This is a genomic window from Psychrosphaera aestuarii (genome assembly GCF_017948405.1).
GTDB classification, from domain to species: domain Bacteria; phylum Pseudomonadota; class Gammaproteobacteria; order Enterobacterales; family Alteromonadaceae; genus Psychrosphaera; species Psychrosphaera aestuarii.
Map to the genome: position 1 here is coordinate 827150 of NZ_CP072844.1, position 16597 is coordinate 843746.

Annotated in this window: 18 protein-coding genes and 1 other RNA gene; 13 read left to right on the forward strand and 6 right to left on the reverse strand. The window is 39.1% G+C overall.

All coding sequences use genetic code 11. The features are described 5' to 3' along the window. Positions 1-77: 77 nt before the first annotated feature. The 7 genes from rsmI (at position 78) to J9318_RS03845 (ending at position 7131) form a co-directional block, all read left to right on the forward strand. The gene (gene rsmI / locus J9318_RS03815; RefSeq protein ID WP_210562353.1) at positions 78-914 is read left to right on the forward strand and encodes a 16S rRNA (cytidine(1402)-2'-O)-methyltransferase; all 837 of its coding nucleotides are present in this window, start codon (positions 78-80) and stop codon (positions 912-914) included. 57 nt (positions 915-971) lie between these two features. Continuing rightward, positions 972-1371: RNase P RNA component class A (gene rnpB / locus J9318_RS03820), an RNA gene on the forward strand. Between the two features lie 363 nt (positions 1372-1734). Beyond that, the gene (locus J9318_RS03825; RefSeq protein WP_210561371.1) at positions 1735-3201 is read left to right on the forward strand and encodes a methyl-accepting chemotaxis protein; all 1467 of its coding nucleotides are present in this window, start codon (positions 1735-1737) and stop codon (positions 3199-3201) included. After that, on the forward strand, positions 3182-3712 hold the full coding sequence (locus J9318_RS03830; RefSeq protein WP_210561373.1) for a DUF6436 domain-containing protein: 531 nt from the start codon (positions 3182-3184) through the stop codon (positions 3710-3712). Before J9318_RS03825 ends, J9318_RS03830 begins: the two co-directional genes overlap by 20 nt. 140 nt (positions 3713-3852) lie before the next feature. After that, on the forward strand, positions 3853-5091 hold the full coding sequence (locus J9318_RS03835; protein WP_210561376.1) for a hypothetical protein: 1239 nt from the start codon (positions 3853-3855) through the stop codon (positions 5089-5091). Further along, positions 5091-5537 (forward strand): hypothetical protein, encoded by a 447-nt coding sequence (locus J9318_RS14020; RefSeq protein WP_244731861.1) that lies wholly within the window; start codon positions 5091-5093, stop codon positions 5535-5537. Before J9318_RS03835 ends, J9318_RS14020 begins: the two co-directional genes overlap by 1 nt. Further along, positions 5524-7131 (forward strand): sensor domain-containing diguanylate cyclase, encoded by a 1608-nt coding sequence (locus tag J9318_RS03845; protein ID WP_244731864.1) that lies wholly within the window; start codon positions 5524-5526, stop codon positions 7129-7131. Before J9318_RS14020 ends, J9318_RS03845 begins: the two co-directional genes overlap by 14 nt. A gap of 28 nt (positions 7132-7159) precedes the next feature. Here J9318_RS03845 and J9318_RS03850 read toward each other — a convergent pair whose 3' ends face one another. Further along, entirely contained in the window at positions 7160-8128 is a 969-nt protein-coding gene (locus J9318_RS03850) for a PstS family phosphate ABC transporter substrate-binding protein (RefSeq protein ID WP_210561384.1), read from the reverse strand. A gap of 165 nt (positions 8129-8293) precedes the next feature. Beyond that, entirely contained in the window at positions 8294-9196 is a 903-nt protein-coding gene (locus J9318_RS03855; RefSeq protein WP_210561386.1) for a porin, read from the reverse strand. A gap of 269 nt (positions 9197-9465) precedes the next feature. Here J9318_RS03855 and J9318_RS03860 point away from each other — a divergent pair, with 269 nt between their 5' ends. Genes J9318_RS03860 through J9318_RS03870 form a run of 3 tightly spaced genes read left to right on the forward strand, consistent with a single transcriptional unit; the run spans position 9466 to position 11841 of the window. Continuing rightward, positions 9466-10389 carry a Dyp-type peroxidase gene (locus J9318_RS03860; RefSeq protein ID WP_210561388.1) on the forward strand — a complete coding sequence of 308 codons (924 nt, stop codon included), beginning with the start codon at positions 9466-9468 and terminating at the stop codon, positions 10387-10389. Between the two features lie 46 nt (positions 10390-10435). Next, positions 10436-11371 carry an SPFH domain-containing protein gene (locus tag J9318_RS03865; RefSeq protein ID WP_210561390.1) on the forward strand — a complete coding sequence of 312 codons (936 nt, stop codon included), beginning with the start codon at positions 10436-10438 and terminating at the stop codon, positions 11369-11371. An 11-nt stretch (positions 11372-11382) separates the two neighbouring features. After that, positions 11383-11841 carry an NfeD family protein gene (locus tag J9318_RS03870; protein WP_210561392.1) on the forward strand — a complete coding sequence of 153 codons (459 nt, stop codon included), beginning with the start codon at positions 11383-11385 and terminating at the stop codon, positions 11839-11841. Between the two features lie 20 nt (positions 11842-11861). Here the strand turns inward: J9318_RS03870 and argR are convergent, their stop codons facing one another. Next, on the reverse strand, positions 11862-12326 hold the full coding sequence (gene argR, locus J9318_RS03875; RefSeq protein ID WP_210561398.1) for a transcriptional regulator ArgR: 465 nt from the start codon (positions 12324-12326) through the stop codon (positions 11862-11864). Between the two features lie 145 nt (positions 12327-12471). On the opposite strand from argR, the gene mdh reads away from it, so the two are divergent. Further along, the gene (gene mdh / locus J9318_RS03880; RefSeq protein WP_210561400.1) at positions 12472-13413 is read left to right on the forward strand and encodes a malate dehydrogenase; all 942 of its coding nucleotides are present in this window, start codon (positions 12472-12474) and stop codon (positions 13411-13413) included. A 35-nt stretch (positions 13414-13448) separates the two neighbouring features. Here the strand turns inward: mdh and J9318_RS03885 are convergent, their stop codons facing one another. From J9318_RS03885 to ispB, 3 genes are all read right to left on the reverse strand, one after another. After that, positions 13449-14102 (reverse strand): SdpI family protein, encoded by a 654-nt coding sequence (locus J9318_RS03885; RefSeq protein WP_210561401.1) that lies wholly within the window; start codon positions 14100-14102, stop codon positions 13449-13451. Next, positions 14099-14383, reverse strand: a complete 285-nt coding sequence (locus J9318_RS03890; RefSeq protein ID WP_210561403.1) for an autorepressor SdpR family transcription factor — start codon at positions 14381-14383, stop codon at positions 14099-14101. The genes J9318_RS03885 and J9318_RS03890 overlap by 4 nt, the downstream gene beginning before the upstream one ends. A 381-nt stretch (positions 14384-14764) precedes the next feature. After that, the gene (gene ispB, locus J9318_RS03895) at positions 14765-15736 is read right to left on the reverse strand and encodes an octaprenyl diphosphate synthase (RefSeq protein ID WP_210561405.1); all 972 of its coding nucleotides are present in this window, start codon (positions 15734-15736) and stop codon (positions 14765-14767) included. A gap of 244 nt (positions 15737-15980) precedes the next feature. On the opposite strand from ispB, the gene rplU reads away from it, so the two are divergent. After that, the gene (gene rplU, locus J9318_RS03900) at positions 15981-16292 is read left to right on the forward strand and encodes a 50S ribosomal protein L21 (protein WP_210561407.1); all 312 of its coding nucleotides are present in this window, start codon (positions 15981-15983) and stop codon (positions 16290-16292) included. An 18-nt stretch (positions 16293-16310) separates the two neighbouring features. Then, the gene (gene rpmA, locus J9318_RS03905; protein WP_210561409.1) at positions 16311-16568 is read left to right on the forward strand and encodes a 50S ribosomal protein L27; all 258 of its coding nucleotides are present in this window, start codon (positions 16311-16313) and stop codon (positions 16566-16568) included. Positions 16569-16597 lie beyond the last annotated feature (29 nt).

Below are 16597 nucleotides of genomic sequence, written 5' to 3' on the forward strand. Positions count from 1 at the left end.
AAACAATATAAGTGGCATACTTAAGAAGGTATCATACAAGCGAATACTGCTATAAACAACGGCTTAAAGAGGTCATGATGTCGAATCCAGGAACTTTATATATTGTAGCAACACCAATTGGAAATTTATCCGACATAACGCAGCGCGCACTCGATACTTTAAATGAAGTTGACTTGATAGCAGCAGAAGATACCCGTCATAGTGGAAAACTACTTAGTCACTTTGGTATTAAAACTAAAATGTTTCCACTGCATGACCATAATGAAAAACAAAAAGCACAATCGCTACTTGATCAAATAGCCCAAGGTAAAAGCATTGCGCTAATAAGTGACGCCGGTACACCACTTATTTCTGACCCTGGTTATAACTTAGTTAACTTGGCTCGCGAGCAAAACGTTCAAGTTACTCCGATTCCGGGGCCAAGTGCCGTAATCACAGCCTTGTGTGCGGCTGGATTGCCGACCGATAAGTTTTTATTTGCTGGTTTTTTGCCCGTTAAACAACAAGCCAAATTAGCCATTTTGACATCCTATAAAAACGCCGACTTCACAACGGTATTTTATGAAAGCCCACGGCGAATTATTGATACATTAAAACATGTGGCCGAGGCACTAGGTGACGATAAACAAGTTGTCGTTGCAAAAGAGCTGACTAAACATTACGAAGCATTTAAATCGGGTACTGCACAGGAAGTCATCGATTGGTTCGGTGAAGATAAAGATCGTCAGCAGGGTGAAATGGTAATAATGTTATCGCCAAACAAAGAGGAATCCGCTCTGTCTCCTGAGGCAGAAATGCTATTAAAATCGTTAATGGAAGAATTGCCGACCAAAAAAGCAGCGGCAATTACAGCTAAAATTCATGATTTAAAGAAAAACGATTTGTACAAGTTAGCGCTGACTTGGCAAGACTAGCGATTCATACTAATCGTTAGATGCATTCTTGTTTATACTCGGCTATAATCCAGCCTGCGAGATGACCAGACAATCGCTGCTTTGTCGTTGTGTTTTTGAGTTTACTCATAAGCAGACGGACAGAGGGGAGGAAAGTCCGGGCTCCATAGGGCAGAGTGCCAGATAACTTCTGGGGGGCGTGAGCCTACGACCAGTGCAGCAGAGAGTATACCGCCGATGGCTAATTTATTAGCACAGGTAAGGGTGAAAGGGTGCGGTAAGAGCGCACCGCGCGGCTAGTAATAGTTCGTGGCACGGTAAACTCCACTCGGAGCAATTTCAAATAGGGTTCCAGTACTCTTGAAGTACAGGCGTGGCCCACGTCGGAACCGGGTAGAAAGCTTGAGCCAATAAGCAATTATTGGCCTAGACGAATGATTGTCCAAGACAAAACCCGGCTTATCGGTCATCTCGCACCTTTTTATCAGTGTGTTTCGTTTAAGGAATACGCAGCCTTCGACGAATATTCACTATCAGTAAATCAGAATCCTAAATAAATTATTCATCCCTGAATTTTTCAGGGTTCAAGTGATACTTGTTAAGTAGTCGCGTTCTAACCGCTCCCTAGCTCCTTTAAATTACGGGTGACTTTCACTTTTTTATTAATTACTTACGTTTATAAACTAAGTGTTGATTATAAGAGTACTACTTATGTTACGTAGCTACATCAATACAATATACAAAAAATATCTTCAAAATATAAAGAGCTACTACACTTAGGGTAACAATATTCAAAGACGATTAGTTTATCTGGCGGTATTTAGATTTAATGAGGACTTTTATGAACAAACAATCTAAATTATTTACTTTCTTATTTATTGCTCTGTTTATTGAGTCAATTCTTATCTCGTTTGTGAACAATACGCTATTAGAAGCCATCGTGATTGGTGGCCCAGCAATGGCGATTGGCTTGTTTATGATAAAAACAGCGCCTGAATCAGCGTTAACAAGACATGTTGCGGCTCTTGTATCTATGGTGTTTGCCTGCCTCCACATACACCAATTAAATGGTCTAATTGAAGTACATTTTGAGATATTTATACTGATGGCATTTCTCATTATTTACAGCGACTGGCGAGTATTTATTACCGCCATTGGTCTGATTGCTGTTCATCATTTTTCTTTTTATTTTATGCAAGTCAATGGCGCAGGAGTGTATATCTTTGACGAAGACAGACTGCATTTCACAACAGTACTTATTCATGCCGCTTATGCAATTGTTGAGGCCTGTGTTGCAGGTTATATTGCTAAACAATTATACGATGACAGCATAGTAGGAAATGAGCTGGCAAATTTAACGGGTTATCTAGTTTCTAATCCAAAAGAAATTGATTTAAAAGTTCGTAGTAAAATACCAGACAATCAAATTCTTGAGGGTTTTAATAACTTATTATCGCTTCTGAATAACACGATAGATGATGTTAAATCTCAATCTATTGAACTGATCGAAAATAACAAAAAATTGTCATCGGTTAAAAGTGGCCTTGAAACGTCAACTAAATATCGATCTGAAGAAATCAATAGCATTGCGTCCTCAATTGCAGAAATGGTTCATACGGTAAATCTAATTTCTGACAACGCATCACTGCTTAGTGCACAAATGGGCGAAGCGCTTAATTTAACGGAAGTGACGAAAACGTGTATTTCAGATATTAATACTAGCAACGAGACGTTAACGAACGCCTTAAATCTAACGAGTTCTGAAATAACTGAGCTGTCTAAATCTAGCGAAGCAATTTCCGCAGTATTGGCTGAGATTTCAGGTATTGCTGAACAAACAAATTTGTTAGCACTGAATGCGGCTATTGAGGCTGCCAGAGCGGGTGAGCAAGGCAGAGGTTTCGCTGTCGTGGCCGATGAGGTCAGAGCGCTTGCCAATAGAACAAAAGAAAGCACGGCAAAAATTACCGAAACGATTGCACAGTTGATGGAATACTCAAACCGCTCTACAGAGTCAATGAGCCAGTGTATCGAAATCGTAAGTAATGTAAATGAAGTGGCTAGTGATGCTGGTAGTAAAATTAAAGAAGCGACTTACCTTGTTGCGAAGTCTAATGATATTTCGATGGCTGTTGCTAGTTCCGTCGAAGAACAATCACAATCAATTAACCAGATTTCTGAGATTACAGATAACATCAGAAATTCAAGTGGCGAAGATGTTGATAGAATTAACGACCTTTCAGTTGAAGCTAAACGGATTGAGGCATCTATTTCATCGTTAGAGCATTATGTATCAAACTTCAAATAATAAGCTTCACTGGGGATACTATTTATTAACGGCAGTTTGGCTTACTTTAACTGCCGTTAGCGCTTATTATTTTGTTTCAAAACGCCTAAAGCCATTTGATCCAAATGGTCTTTTAGCAAATGCAAAGTCCGAAGATGTCGTTAAAAAACTAGTGTCTGTCCATCCTTTAAGTGGTTTAGCACAAAAGCGAGTTATTCATTTTACAGATCCAAACTGTGGGTGCAATAAAGTGCCATCCGAGCATAAGAAAGATCTTGATAAGGTATTTGAAGACCAAGGTTTTACCATTGAGATCGTCGAAGTTTCTGACTCTATTACATCGCTGATTCCGGCAACGCCTTCACTTGTTGTTTTAGATAAGGGCGAATTGGTGTATATGGGGCCTTACTCTGCTGGCTATAGTTGTTCATCAAATAACAGCTTTGTTGAAGTGGCGATGAATAACTATTCGCAAGGATTTAACCCAAACCTCATTGTCTCAAATGTTTCGGGCTGTTTTTGCCAAACATAACGCGCCGTCAACTTTCGCCGGTGTTAAAAAATCACCATAACTAGCTGAAATTAATCACCATCGTGTGTCAAAATCCAGATTTATGGCTATCCTTAAAGGTAATTCTTCAAATTAGGATTTACAGTAGCTACTGATAACTCATGATTAAATCTAAACACATTTTTATTGTCGCATTTTTAGCTGTAGTAAACGCTTTGTTTATTAAACATGTAAAAGCAAATGAATTTAATTTTAGTGGATTCGCTACTATTGGTGGCGTTCAAACTAACTCTTCACAATATGGCTATCGTGCGGATATGTCACAAAATATCGGAGCGAAATCCAATGAATTCAGGTTTACGCCGGTTAGCAACCTAGGCGTTCAATTTGACTATTCAATAAACGAGCATTGGGATGCGGTGGCGCAACTGGTTTATAAAAAGCAGGATAAATATGGTTTAGACAATTTAGCTCAATTGGCGTTTGTGCGTTACAAGGTCTCGCCGCAATGGAGCTTTCGTGCTGGCAGAACGGCTATTGATGTTTTTCAACTTAGTGATGTTCGCGAAGTGGGTATAGCTTATCCCTGGGTCGTAGTTCCAAACGAAGTATACGGTTTTGTGCCAAATAGGAGTACAGATGGATTCGACGCAACGTATTCAGGGAGAACGGATTTATTTAGTTATTCCGTGAAAGGCTTTTACGGGAAAACCGAAAGTGATTTCTCGTCATCAACATATGATCCTGTTTTTTTTGACGACTTAACTGGCATAAAGTTAGAGCTGTCCTCTTATTCTTGGTTATTTGCAGCTCGATATACCGAAGCTGCGGCAACAAATAGCTCTGATAATCTTGATTTCTATGTTGAACTTATCCCAACATTTTCTGCTATTTTCCCCGCGGCACCTGAGCTAGCAAACCAGCTAGATTTTACAAATAAACAAATATCTTACGGCTCAATATATGCAATGAAAGCATTCGGTAATTATGAAGTGTCTGCAGAGTGGGTTCATATCGACTCGGAAACCTTGCCGATAGAGCATATTGAAAATGGCTTTATAAATTTAAGCTATTTAATGAATGGGCATACCTTTTATGTTACCTATTCAATGGCAGAATCTGAAGAGTATTATTTTGATGAGATCCCTTTGGATTCCCCTATTAGTAGAGACATTGCCTTTGTAATAGAAGAAGTAGTAGCAATATTTAGACACAATCAAGAAACATTTTCTATTGGCTGGAGATGGGATGTATCTGAATCACTTGCAGTTAAACTACAATGGCAAAAAGTAAATGTTGATGAGCGCGGTGGCGGTTTGCAAAAATCAGATAAATTCCGTGTGGAGGGAACCGAAGAGTCCTTTAATAATGTGTTTGCGGCAGTGAGTTTTAGCTTTTGATGACAATAACTCGATTTTTATCAACAACCTTATTAACCTTTATGTTGTTATGCTCATGGGGGGCAATTGCCGACGCCAATAATTCACAAATCTTAGTGGTAACGAGCAAAGAAAATCCAGTTGATTCAATAAATAGAAAAGAGCTGATTGATCTATATATGGGCAAGTACTCGGCTTTTTCTGATGGGAATACGGCAAAACCAATAGACTTTTCTGGTGACAATAATATCAAATCTGATTTTTATAACGCGTTAGTGGGATTATCGCTGGCAAGAGTAAATGCCTACTGGTCACGGTTGAAATTTACAGGGCGTGTGCGACCACCGTTGGAACTTACTACGTTGGAAGATATTGAAACTATTTTAAAAAATGAAAAAAATGCAGTTTGCTACGTATATCGTTATCAGCTCAACGACTCAATGAAAGTGGTGTATGAATTTGATTAAAACAATGGGTATTGCCAATAGGTTAGCGTCGTTGATAATACTTTCGGCCTTTGCTATTGCGTTTACTTTTTCTCAATATTTTTACAATTTGACTTATAACGCTGAAATCTCTAATGCCAATTCATCTATCGAAGAGCTATTACAAATAGTCTCTCCTACTGCCTCTATCGCTGCATTTGTGTCTGATGAAGAATTAGCCAAAGAGGTTATTAACGGCTTGATGCGAAGCAAAAATGTAAAAGCGGCCGCATTTAAAAGTGATAGCATTAAATATGAAATAAACGCTAAGTACCTTCAAAAAGCAAACGTACAAACTTTTTCTATTTACCACCCATTCTTAACAGATGAAAAAATAGCTGAAATATTAGTAATGCCGGATTTTAGCAATATAGAACGTCAAGCTGCGCGTATTAGCACAGGGAATACCTATGCTTTATATCTATTAGCGGTAATCGTAACTCTGGTATCTATTATTATTTGTTATTTTTTAGTAACGCGGCCATTAAAACGGGTTAGCAATTCACTTCATGTTTTAGAGCCTGGTACAAAAGATCGCATTATTACTCCACGTTACCACGAAGGTACCGAAATCGGTGTCTTGGTAAGCGACACTAATGGTATTTTGAATAACGTTGAACAAAAAATAAAACAGGAGCGTAAATTAAGGGCTGAAATTGAAGCATTGGAACGACGATTTCGAATGCTTTTCGAAAATGCGAAGTCGTCAATCGTGTTATTGGATACGGAAGGAAAACTCGTTCTATTTAATGAAGCCTTTGTGTCTTTGATAGAATCGACAGGATTGTATATTAATAAGCAGAATACTGAATTCGGCGAGCTTTTAATGGAGTTGTTTTTGGAGCCCAAGCTTGTGCTTACGTCGGTTAGAGATGCGTTTACTCATGGAGAGATAGCCATGGGTGAATATCAATTACGTAGCTTTAATCAAGCCGCTAATATGTGGGTTCAGCTATTTGCAACGCAAATTGACACCGATGAAGGCGAACGATACTACCAAGTGATGTTAAACGATATATCTAAACGTAAATTAGAGTTAGAAGTATTAGCAAAACAAGCGGATTTTGACGTACTCACTAAAGTGTTAAATAGAAATGGCGGAGAGAAAGCAATACAAACAAAAGTACAACAAAAGGTTGAGTTTGCATTAGTCTTGATTGATTTAAACGGTTTTAAACAAGTGAATGACACCTATGGACATGACGCCGGGGATGAAGTGCTAATAAGTGTTGCAAATAGGTTAACCGATACCATTCGACACGATGATGTAGTGATACGCTGGGGTGGCGATGAGTTTGTTCTGCTACTGAAAACAGAAAATGGCAGAGAGGACATGGTTCGAAATGCCATGGATAAGGTAAGGAATTTAATAAAAAAACCAATAGAATTAGCTGGTAGCGGGTTATCGGTAACAATAGGAATGAGCGCTGGAGTAGCTTTTTACCCTGGCACAGCGAGTCGCGTAGACACTTTAATGAAACATGCGGATAGAGCCATGTACAAAGCGAAAGAAGTTAAACATACCGATCCAGATAACTATCTTTTTTTTGCCTCCACAAACAAAAGCGAGGACTAGCCTCGCTTAAGTAAAGAGTGTAGAGCTATTATTTTAATCCAAGTAATTTTAACTGTTTCTCTACAACGTTAGCTGGTACCGGCACGTAACCGTCTTTTTCAACAATTTGTTGTCCAGCTTGCGATAGTATCATTTTCACAAATTCTGCTTCCATTGGAGCAAGCGGTTTGTTCGGGTGTTTGTTTACATATACGTATAAAAAGCGTGATAGAGGGTATTTACCCGTTACCGCATTTTCCATAGAGGCAGTAATATAATTGTCACCACGCTTTGCTAGAGGAACGGCGCGAACACCAGATGTCTTGTAGCCTATACCAGAATAACCAATACCGTTTAAAGATGATGACACAGATTGGACAACAGATGCAGATCCAGGCTGTTCGTTCACGTTATTTTTAAAATCGCCTTTACACAGGGCTTTCTTCTTAAAATAACCATAGGTTCCAGATACTGAATTTCGACCAAATAGTTGAATGTCTTTTGCTGTCCATTCACCTGTTAAACCAAGATCACCCCAGCGGTCGATATCTGCATCACTGCCACACTTACGATTTGAAGAAAATATAGCATCCACGTCTGAAATACTAAGTCCTTTGATTGGATTGTCTTTATGGACAAATACGGCTAACGCATCTATTGCAACTGGAATTGCAGTAGGCTTATAGCCATGACGTTTTTCAAAAGACTCAACTTCTTTCGATTTCATTTTTCGGCTCATCGGGCCAAAGCTAGAAGTGCCTTCGGTAAGGGCTGGAGGAGCGGTAGATGAACCTGCAGCTTGAACTTGAATATTAACATTTGGATAGTAACGTTTAAACTCTTCTGCCCAAAATGTCATCATATTAGCCAGTGTATCTGAACCAACTGATGATAGGTTGCCTGATATACCGCTTACTTTTTCGTACTTAGGTATCTCTTTATCAACAGCGTTCGCAGTTGAACTTAATAGTGTGACTAAAGTGAAACCTAATGCGCTAACGAGTGCTTTTAATTTCATGTCTTGCTCCATAGAGAATTGAATTAGATCTTTATTAAACTATGGTCATGTTAGTAAATTTATATGACAGATATATGACATGGATTATTTAATTTAACTAAATTTTAAACAAAAAAAAGCTGCAAAATAATGCAGCCTTTTTATATTTAATTTAGGTGGTAAATCTTAGAATTTTTGTTCTAAACCAAGGCCTAAATAAGTTTCGTCTTCAGCCATATCAAAGTTAAATGTGGTGTAAAATGCAAAAACTTTTGAATTTTTTGCAAGCTTTCTGTCTACACCAAAGGTAAAGCCATTGTCATCTTCCAACGTTTGAAACTGACCTTTTAAATTATATTTACCAAGCTTATATTGTGCATTTACTAAGTAACCAGACTTATCTTCACCGGTCGCCACATTTTCTTGTGTTTGAAACATTGCTCCGACAATAACGTCGCTTACTTTAGTTGCGAATGTAATACGAGTAGCGTCATAACCTTTCACTTCGTTGTCCATAGCAACAGCCGCATAAAACTTGCCTTTCTTCAAAGCAGAATCACCGTATGCTAGTGATAATGAAGTCGAAGAGTCATCGTTAGCTTCGTCTAGGATATAACTTACACCAACTTGAAAGTTGTTAAACTTTGGTGATTTATAAGTGATTGAATCGTTCATACGATTCTCGCCTTTCCACAAGCTTTTTATATCGCCTTCAAGGTCAGAAAAGATATCGAATTTACCTTGTGACTGTTTTAATACGGTATCGTTACGGCCGACTAATAACTCACCAAATGCACCTCGGATACCAATATATTGGCTACGAGACGTTAGGTTTAGTTCTTTTGACTCATCAGAAACGTCTACTTGTACTTCATATTGGTAAACCATTTCCAGGCCGCCATCGAGTTTTTGCGATCCTTTTATGCCAATGCGTGATGCGTTGCTTTTTATTTCAGTTGTTGACTCTGTTCCGTCATCTGACGATTGCACAGTTAAATTAGCTTTGCCGTAAACGACAGGGTCTGCTAAAACAGCGGCAGGCATTGAAGCTAAAATTGAAGTGGCAACCAACGTCTTAAACATTTTCATATGAACACCTGTAAACGAAATTTAAATTAAACATAAGCCAAACTGACCTGGCTCGAATGCGCATCATTAAACAACAGAAATGTTACAGAAATATTTCAGACTTGTTTAATTATGACAATTTTTTAACAATTTTGTTAATTGTAGTAATAAAAGTCTAAAACTCTATAAAAGAGTTAACAGTAAACGCATAAAGTATAGTTAATATAATTTAGTTCACTTTTGAATAAATCTATTTAAAATAAGAAAAAATCGTACTAGTGGGTAGTCAAATGTCGAGAGAACAGTGGGGCATATGCAGTGAAGCAAATTTGCATGGTTTGCACTTGTTTTTTAATACCCATGAAGGATATGAGCCGGCAATAAGAGAGGCATTGAGCCAACTGCCTGCGTTATTCGATGAGATCAATGAGCAGTTTTCCGAAGCTATGTTTAGCGGTGTGGTTGCTATAGGTGCCAACTTTTGGTCGGAACTATATCCAGACAGTAAACCGGCCAATTTAAAACCATTCCCCTCTATGCACCATGAAGATCGACATATGCCTGCCGTGCCAGTCGATTTATTTTTTCAACTTCGCTCCGATAGACATGACGTTAATTATATCGCTAGCCGACGGCTACTTAATCTATTTGGTGAAATGGTTGAGTTAATAGAACAGGTTCCCTGCTTTAGATATTTGGATGGTAGAGATTTAACAGGTTTTATAAAAGGCACTGCAAATCCCAAAGGTCGTTTAAGGCGCAAAATTGCATTAATAGATGAGCCGGGTCCATTTAATAACGGTAGCTACGTGCATATTCAGCGTTATAGGCATAATATTAACAGATGGCAAGGTATCCCTACTGAAGAGCAGGAGCTCATAATTGGTCGCTATAAAAAGGATAATTCAAGAGTAAGCCAAGACGAACTACCTGAGACCGCACATGCGTTTCGGGCTCGATGTTTTGATTCTAATGGCGAGCCTATTCAGCTACTAAGACAAAGTATGCCTTATGGTAACCTTACGACGCAGGGGCTTCTATTTGTTTCGTATTGTGCTAATGCTGATAGCTTTGAAAAAATATTAGCAAATATGGTGTTTGGTAGCGATGCCGGAAACTATGATCATTTACTGAATTACACAACTGCAGAAACGGGCGCAGCCTTTTTCGCACCATCTATTGATTACTTGCTAAATCAAGGTAATGTTAATTAATCAATTATCCTCTCTATCTTTTTAACCGCTGTAAAAGGAATTTATTATGAATGAAATACTTAGCTCAATGATCTCGTTTGAGTTTGCACTTCTAATTTTAGTTGTCGTGTTACTGAAATCGTCTATTAAGTTTGTTCCTCAAAATCGAGCATATGTTATTGAGCGATTTGGTAAATTTAATAAATCTATTGAGGCTGGCTTAAACTTTATTGTGCCTTTTGTTGATGTTGTTGCTTATGACCGCTCTTTAAAAGAACAAGCCGTTGACGTACCAGGTCAATCTGCGATTACGCGAGACAATATTTCATTAATTGTTGATGGTGTATTGTACTTTCGAGTTTTAGACCCTTATAAAGCATCTTATGGTGTTGACGATTATGTATTTGCCGTTATTCAACTATCTCAAACGACGATGCGTAGTGAAATCGGTAAAATGGAACTAGACAAGACATTCGAAGAGCGTGATTCGTTAAATACCAATATTGTCGCAGCAATAAATGAAGCGGCTGGTCCATGGGGCGTTCAGGTTTTACGTTATGAGATTAAAGACATCATTCCACCGCAATCTGTAATGGAAGCGATGGAGCGCCAAATGAAAGCTGAGCGTGAAAAACGAGCTCAAGTCTTAGAGTCAGAGGGTGATCGTCAAGCTGCAATTAATGTAGCGGAAGGTCAAAAGCAAGCGCAAGTACTTGCTGCAGAAGCTGAAAAATTAGAGCAAATATTAAAGGCAGAAGGTGAAGCGAAAGCGATTATGCAAGTTGCGGTAGCAAAAGCGGAAGCTTTAGAAACAATTGGTAACGTTGCCAAGACCGAGCAGGGTCAGAAAGCGATTCAGCTAGACCTAGCAACAAAAGCAATTAGTGCTAAACAGGCTATTGCGAAGGAATCGTCGGTTGTTCTTCTTCCAGATAACGCCACTGACGCGAGTAGCATGGTTGCGCAGGCTATGAGTATTATTGGCACCATGAATAAAAGCTAAAGGAGACTGTGATGTCATTTTTTGAAAATACAGCTCAAATGTTAATGGCTGCGGGTGTTTTACTTGCTGTTATCGATATTGTTTTTTTAGGTTTTGCGACCTTTTTCCTAACTTTAATTGGATTGGCAACGCTAACAACAGGAGTGTTATTACAGTTCGGTATTATCAGTGATACATGGACAGTTATTTCGTTATGCATTGCGGTTTTGTCAGGGGTTTATAGTGCCATATTATGGAAGCCGCTATCTAATCTACAGAAAACGGAACCTGCGCATAATGTGCACTCTGATTTGTTTGGACACCAGTTTAGGTTAGAGACGGCTGTGTCGCCAACTCAGCCTGGCAGTTATCAATATTCAGGTATAACGTGGAAAATAGAAAGTGATGAACCGCTTTTAGCGGGTGATAAAGTTGAAGTAACCGACATACAAGTGGGTCTTATGACGGTCAAATCAGTTTCGAATAAATAGTCATTAATGTAGAGGTTGAGTTACACGGTTTCAAATAATGTTTTTACGTTATTAAGAGTGTGCTCAATCTCACTTACTTTTAACGGCGCTATAAAAATAGTGTCATCACCAGCAATAGTCCCCAATACACCTTCTGCTTTACCGACAGAATCTAATAATCGAGCAATTAGCTGAGCAGCCCCAGGACTAGTTTTGATAATAACCATCGCTTCGTTGTGATTAATATCTAAAACTAACTGACGCAATGGACTTTTTGCCGTTGGCATACCAAGCTCGGCAGGTAGACAATAAACCATTTCTTGTTTGGCATTACGGGTTCTTACTGCACCAAAGCGTGTTAGTAGCCGAGATACTTTAGATTGACTAATATTATCGAAGCCTTGGCCTTTAAGCGCATCGACGATATCTATTTGCGATCCGAAACGTTCCTCGTTTAAAAGCTCTTTAAATGCTTTAATTAGTGCTTCTTGCTTGTTTTGCGTCATTGTATTTTTTCCTTGCCAGCTACTCAGGCGGAATTTTAATGCATTTCATCATATAATACTAATTGCGAATTGAGTTTTCGCCGAACTTTCAGTATGGTTGCGGCAAAATTTACTTCTCGATCATTGATTAAAATTGGAGATTAATATGAAAGTTGCAGTATTAGGTGCCGCTGGTGGTATCGGACAGGCTTTATCATTACTACTTAAAACTCAGTTACCTGCTGGTTCTGAATTAGCCTTATATGACGTTGCACCGGTTGTTCCAGGTGTTGCAGTTGACTTAAGCCACATCCCAACTCAAGTTAAAGTTGAAGGTTTTGGCGCTGACGATCTTGCAAAAGCGTTAACAGGTGCAGACATCGTTCTTATTCCTGCGGGCGTTCCTCGTAAGCCAGGCATGGACCGTTCAGATTTATTTAACATCAATGCGGGCATCGTAAAAACATTAGTTGAAGGTATTGCTGACAACTGCCCAGAGGCGCTTACTGGTATTATTACAAATCCAGTTAACACAACAGTAGCAATTGCTGCAGAAACGTTAAAAGCCAAAGGCAAATACAACCCTGCTAAATTATTTGGTGTAACGACGCTTGACGTAATCCGTGCAGAAGCATTTGTAGCTGAAGCAAAAGGACTTAACTGTGAAGACATCGTTGTTCCTGTTATCGGTGGTCACAGTGGCACAACTATCCTTCCTCTACTTTCTCAAGTAGAAGGTGTTGAGTTCTCTCAAGAAGAAATCGAGAAGCTAACTACCCGTATCCAAAATGCTGGTACAGAAGTTGTTGAAGCTAAAGCTGGTGGCGGTTCTGCTACTTTATCTATGGGCCTTGCAGCTGCACGTTTTTGCTTAAGCCTAGTAGATGCTATTAACGGCGAAGATGATGTTTACGAATACACATATGTAGAAGTAAATAGTGAAGATGCTCGTTTCTTTGCTCAGCCAGTATTAATTGGTAAAGATGGCGTAAAAGAAATCTTCCATTACGGTGACCTAAGTGACTTTGAAGCTAAATGTAAAGCTGAAATGATCGAAGGTTTACGTGGCGACATCACACTTGGTGAAGAGTTCGTAAACGGTAAATAATAAAAACTAACGTGGTTTTTATTTAAAAAAAGCACCTAAGGGTGCTTTTTTTGTTCTTCTCGCCATAACCACCATGAATAGCCGACGGGTATTAGTGCGGCAGGAACAACAACAACAGGGATCACTAATTTTAGTAGCTCGTTGTTAGCAAAAGGTGCAACAAGCATTGTGATAACACCGGCTAACATAAACAATTTACCACCTAGCCTATGTGTTTTCCGCCAAACCTCGTCACTACTTAATGTCCAAGGCGTTCTAATGCCGATAAAAAAGTTACTTCTAGTTTTGCTCATATAATTACCAGCAACCATTAACACTAATCCTACCGATGCAAGAATGACTTTATGCATTTCGAATTCTACCCCTAATAGCATTGCTAAATAACCGGCTTCGATAATTGCAAGTAGAGCCACCACCGACGCTATGATTGCTCGCGCTGCAGTTAATGAATGAGTAAGGTTCTCTTTTCTCGGCTCTAAATGCTTTAATACAGTTAGAACCAAAAGAGACGCTATCATCAAAACAGGAGGCATTATTAGCGCCGTGGTAGCGTTAGTCATTCGATCTACTTCACCGCTAGCGTTCCAATGAATTGGGAGTTGTAATCCCTCGGGTACCAAATTGATGGCAATAGCAGCTACTACACACGTTATAACAGTGATAAAGATGCTGAATTTAACTAAGTTCATAAAGACTCCTTTTTACTTTCGTCTTTTTGTCCAAATATAGAAAATAAGCCACTCATTAATTCTTCTACCACACTGGCATTAAGAGAGTAGGTTATGGTGGTTCCCGTTTTTACTGTAATGACTAAACCCGCAGACTTTAGGACATTGAAATGTCCTGAAAGGGTGGACTTAGCCACATCAATTTGCTCTGCAATTTCACCGGCGGTGAGATCTTTCTTCTTTAACATAGAGAGGATCTCGCGCCTTACGGGGCTAGATAGTGCTTGAAAGATATCTGCCATAATTTTTACCGTTTTAAACTGTTATTTCGTAAATTACCGAAATAACATTAATTAGACAAGTGTTATTTCGTTTTTTTACGAAATAATAAGGTTTGCGGAATAATAGGTTTGCGATGTTGAACGGTTTAATTTTTATTGAAAAAGGAGGGAGCGAAAGGTTTTAAGGGAACTTTATCTTTAGTCGTCTTTACGTTAGGAATTTTTGCCCAAAGTATTGCTATTTCACGTTCTAAAATGCTCGTTTAAAGTCTCTAGGAGGGAATCCATTCACCCTTGAGCCCTAGGTCGTAAAACAATGTGTTTACATTGTACATTTGATAATGTGACTCACTCTGCAATTGCAACGTGATTATTAATAACGGCTTGGATTAAACTTAAACTTTAGGCAGTTCTATTTACAGCAGTATGAGCAAGCCCAATCAGCGCCTGTTTAAATTCGTTGTCTTGGATAGCGTCTAAGGCCATTATTGCTTTATCGGCTTCGGATTCGGCTTTCTTTGTCACATACTCAAGCGCTTTGGTTTCATGCAGAGCATTCATAATGTTATCAAAATGTTCCATGCCATTGGTATTTTCGATGGCGTCTTTAATTAAAGCAGCCTGTTCATCATTACCGTTCCACATAGCGTACAATAACGGCAGTGTCGGCTTGCCTTCAGCAAGATCATCACCTACGTTTTTGCCCATGTCATCGGCGTCAGAACTATAGTCCATTACATCGTCAATTAGCTGAAAAGCCGTTCCTAAATGCATGCCGTAAAGTTGCATTGCTTTTTCGATTTGCTCATCGGCACCCGCAATAATTGCGGCGAGTTGAGTTGCAGCTTCAAACAAACGGGCAGTTTTACCATAAATAACATCAAAGTAGCTTTGCTCAGATGTATCAGGATCGTTGCAGTTCATAAGCTGCAATACTTCACCTTCAGAGATAGTGTTAGTCGCATCGGCCAGGATATTCATTACGCGCATTGATTCCAGTGTGACCATCATTTGGAACGAACGGGTATATAAAAAGTCCCCAACTAATACACTGGCCTGATTTCCAAATACTGCATTAGCCGTTTCTTTGCCACGGCGCATAGTTGATTCATCAACCACGTCATCATGCAACAGTGTTGCAGTATGAATGAACTCGATAATGGCAGCCAAGGTATGATGTTTATCGCCCTGATAACCAAGGGCTTTTGCTGCAAGTACAGTCAGCATTGGACGAATGCGTTTACCACCACTATTAACGATATACATCCCTAATTGGTTGATCAATGCGACGTCTGATTTTAATTGCGTTCCGATACATGCATTCACGTTTTGCATGTCTTGTTCAGCCAGCTCTAGAATGTTTTTTATATTCATCTACTGCAGTTTTATAGGTTGCCTTAAATTTTGAAAACGAAGTTTACCTGACAATCAAAAAATTCCCAAAATTTTATCGTTTAAGCCCTAATTATTGAGGTTATATGGCTTGAATAATTAGCTAATAGAAATTTTATTAAATTAAAGACAAATTACACTTGCCTAATGTCTGTTAGTCATTTAGAATTCGCGCCCTGTTTTACAGAATTAATTTGTGCGAAAAGCGCACAGGAGACGGAGTAATATGTACGCGGTATTCCAAAGTGGTGGTAAACAACACCGTGTTGCTGAAGGCCAAACCATTCGTCTAGAAAAACTTGACGTAGAAACTGGTTCTACAGTTGAGTTTGATCAGGTGTTATTAGTTGCTAACGGTGACGATGTTAAAGTCGGTACCCCAGTAGTAGCTGGTGGAAAGGTTTCAGCTGAAGTTGTTTCTCACGGTCGTGGTGAGAAGATTAAAATCGTTAAATTTAAACGTCGTAAGCATTCACGTAAACAAGCGGGCCATCGTCAATGGTTCACTGAAGTGAAGATTACAGGCATTAACGCTTAATTAAGAAGGTACTTAAAAATGGCACATAAAAAGGCTGGTGGTAGTACTCGTAACGGTCGTGATTCAGAAAGCAAACGTTTAGGTGTTAAGCGTTTTGGTGGCGAATCTGTATTGTCTGGTAACATTATCGTTCGTCAACGTGGTACTAAGTTCCACGCTGGCTCAAACGTAAGCATGGGTCGCGATCACACGTTGTTCGCTACTTCAGACGGTAAAGTAAAATTCGACGTTAAAGGTCCTCTTAACCGTAAATACGTAAGCATCGTAGCTGAATAAGCATACGATAGTTACAAATTTGAAACCCC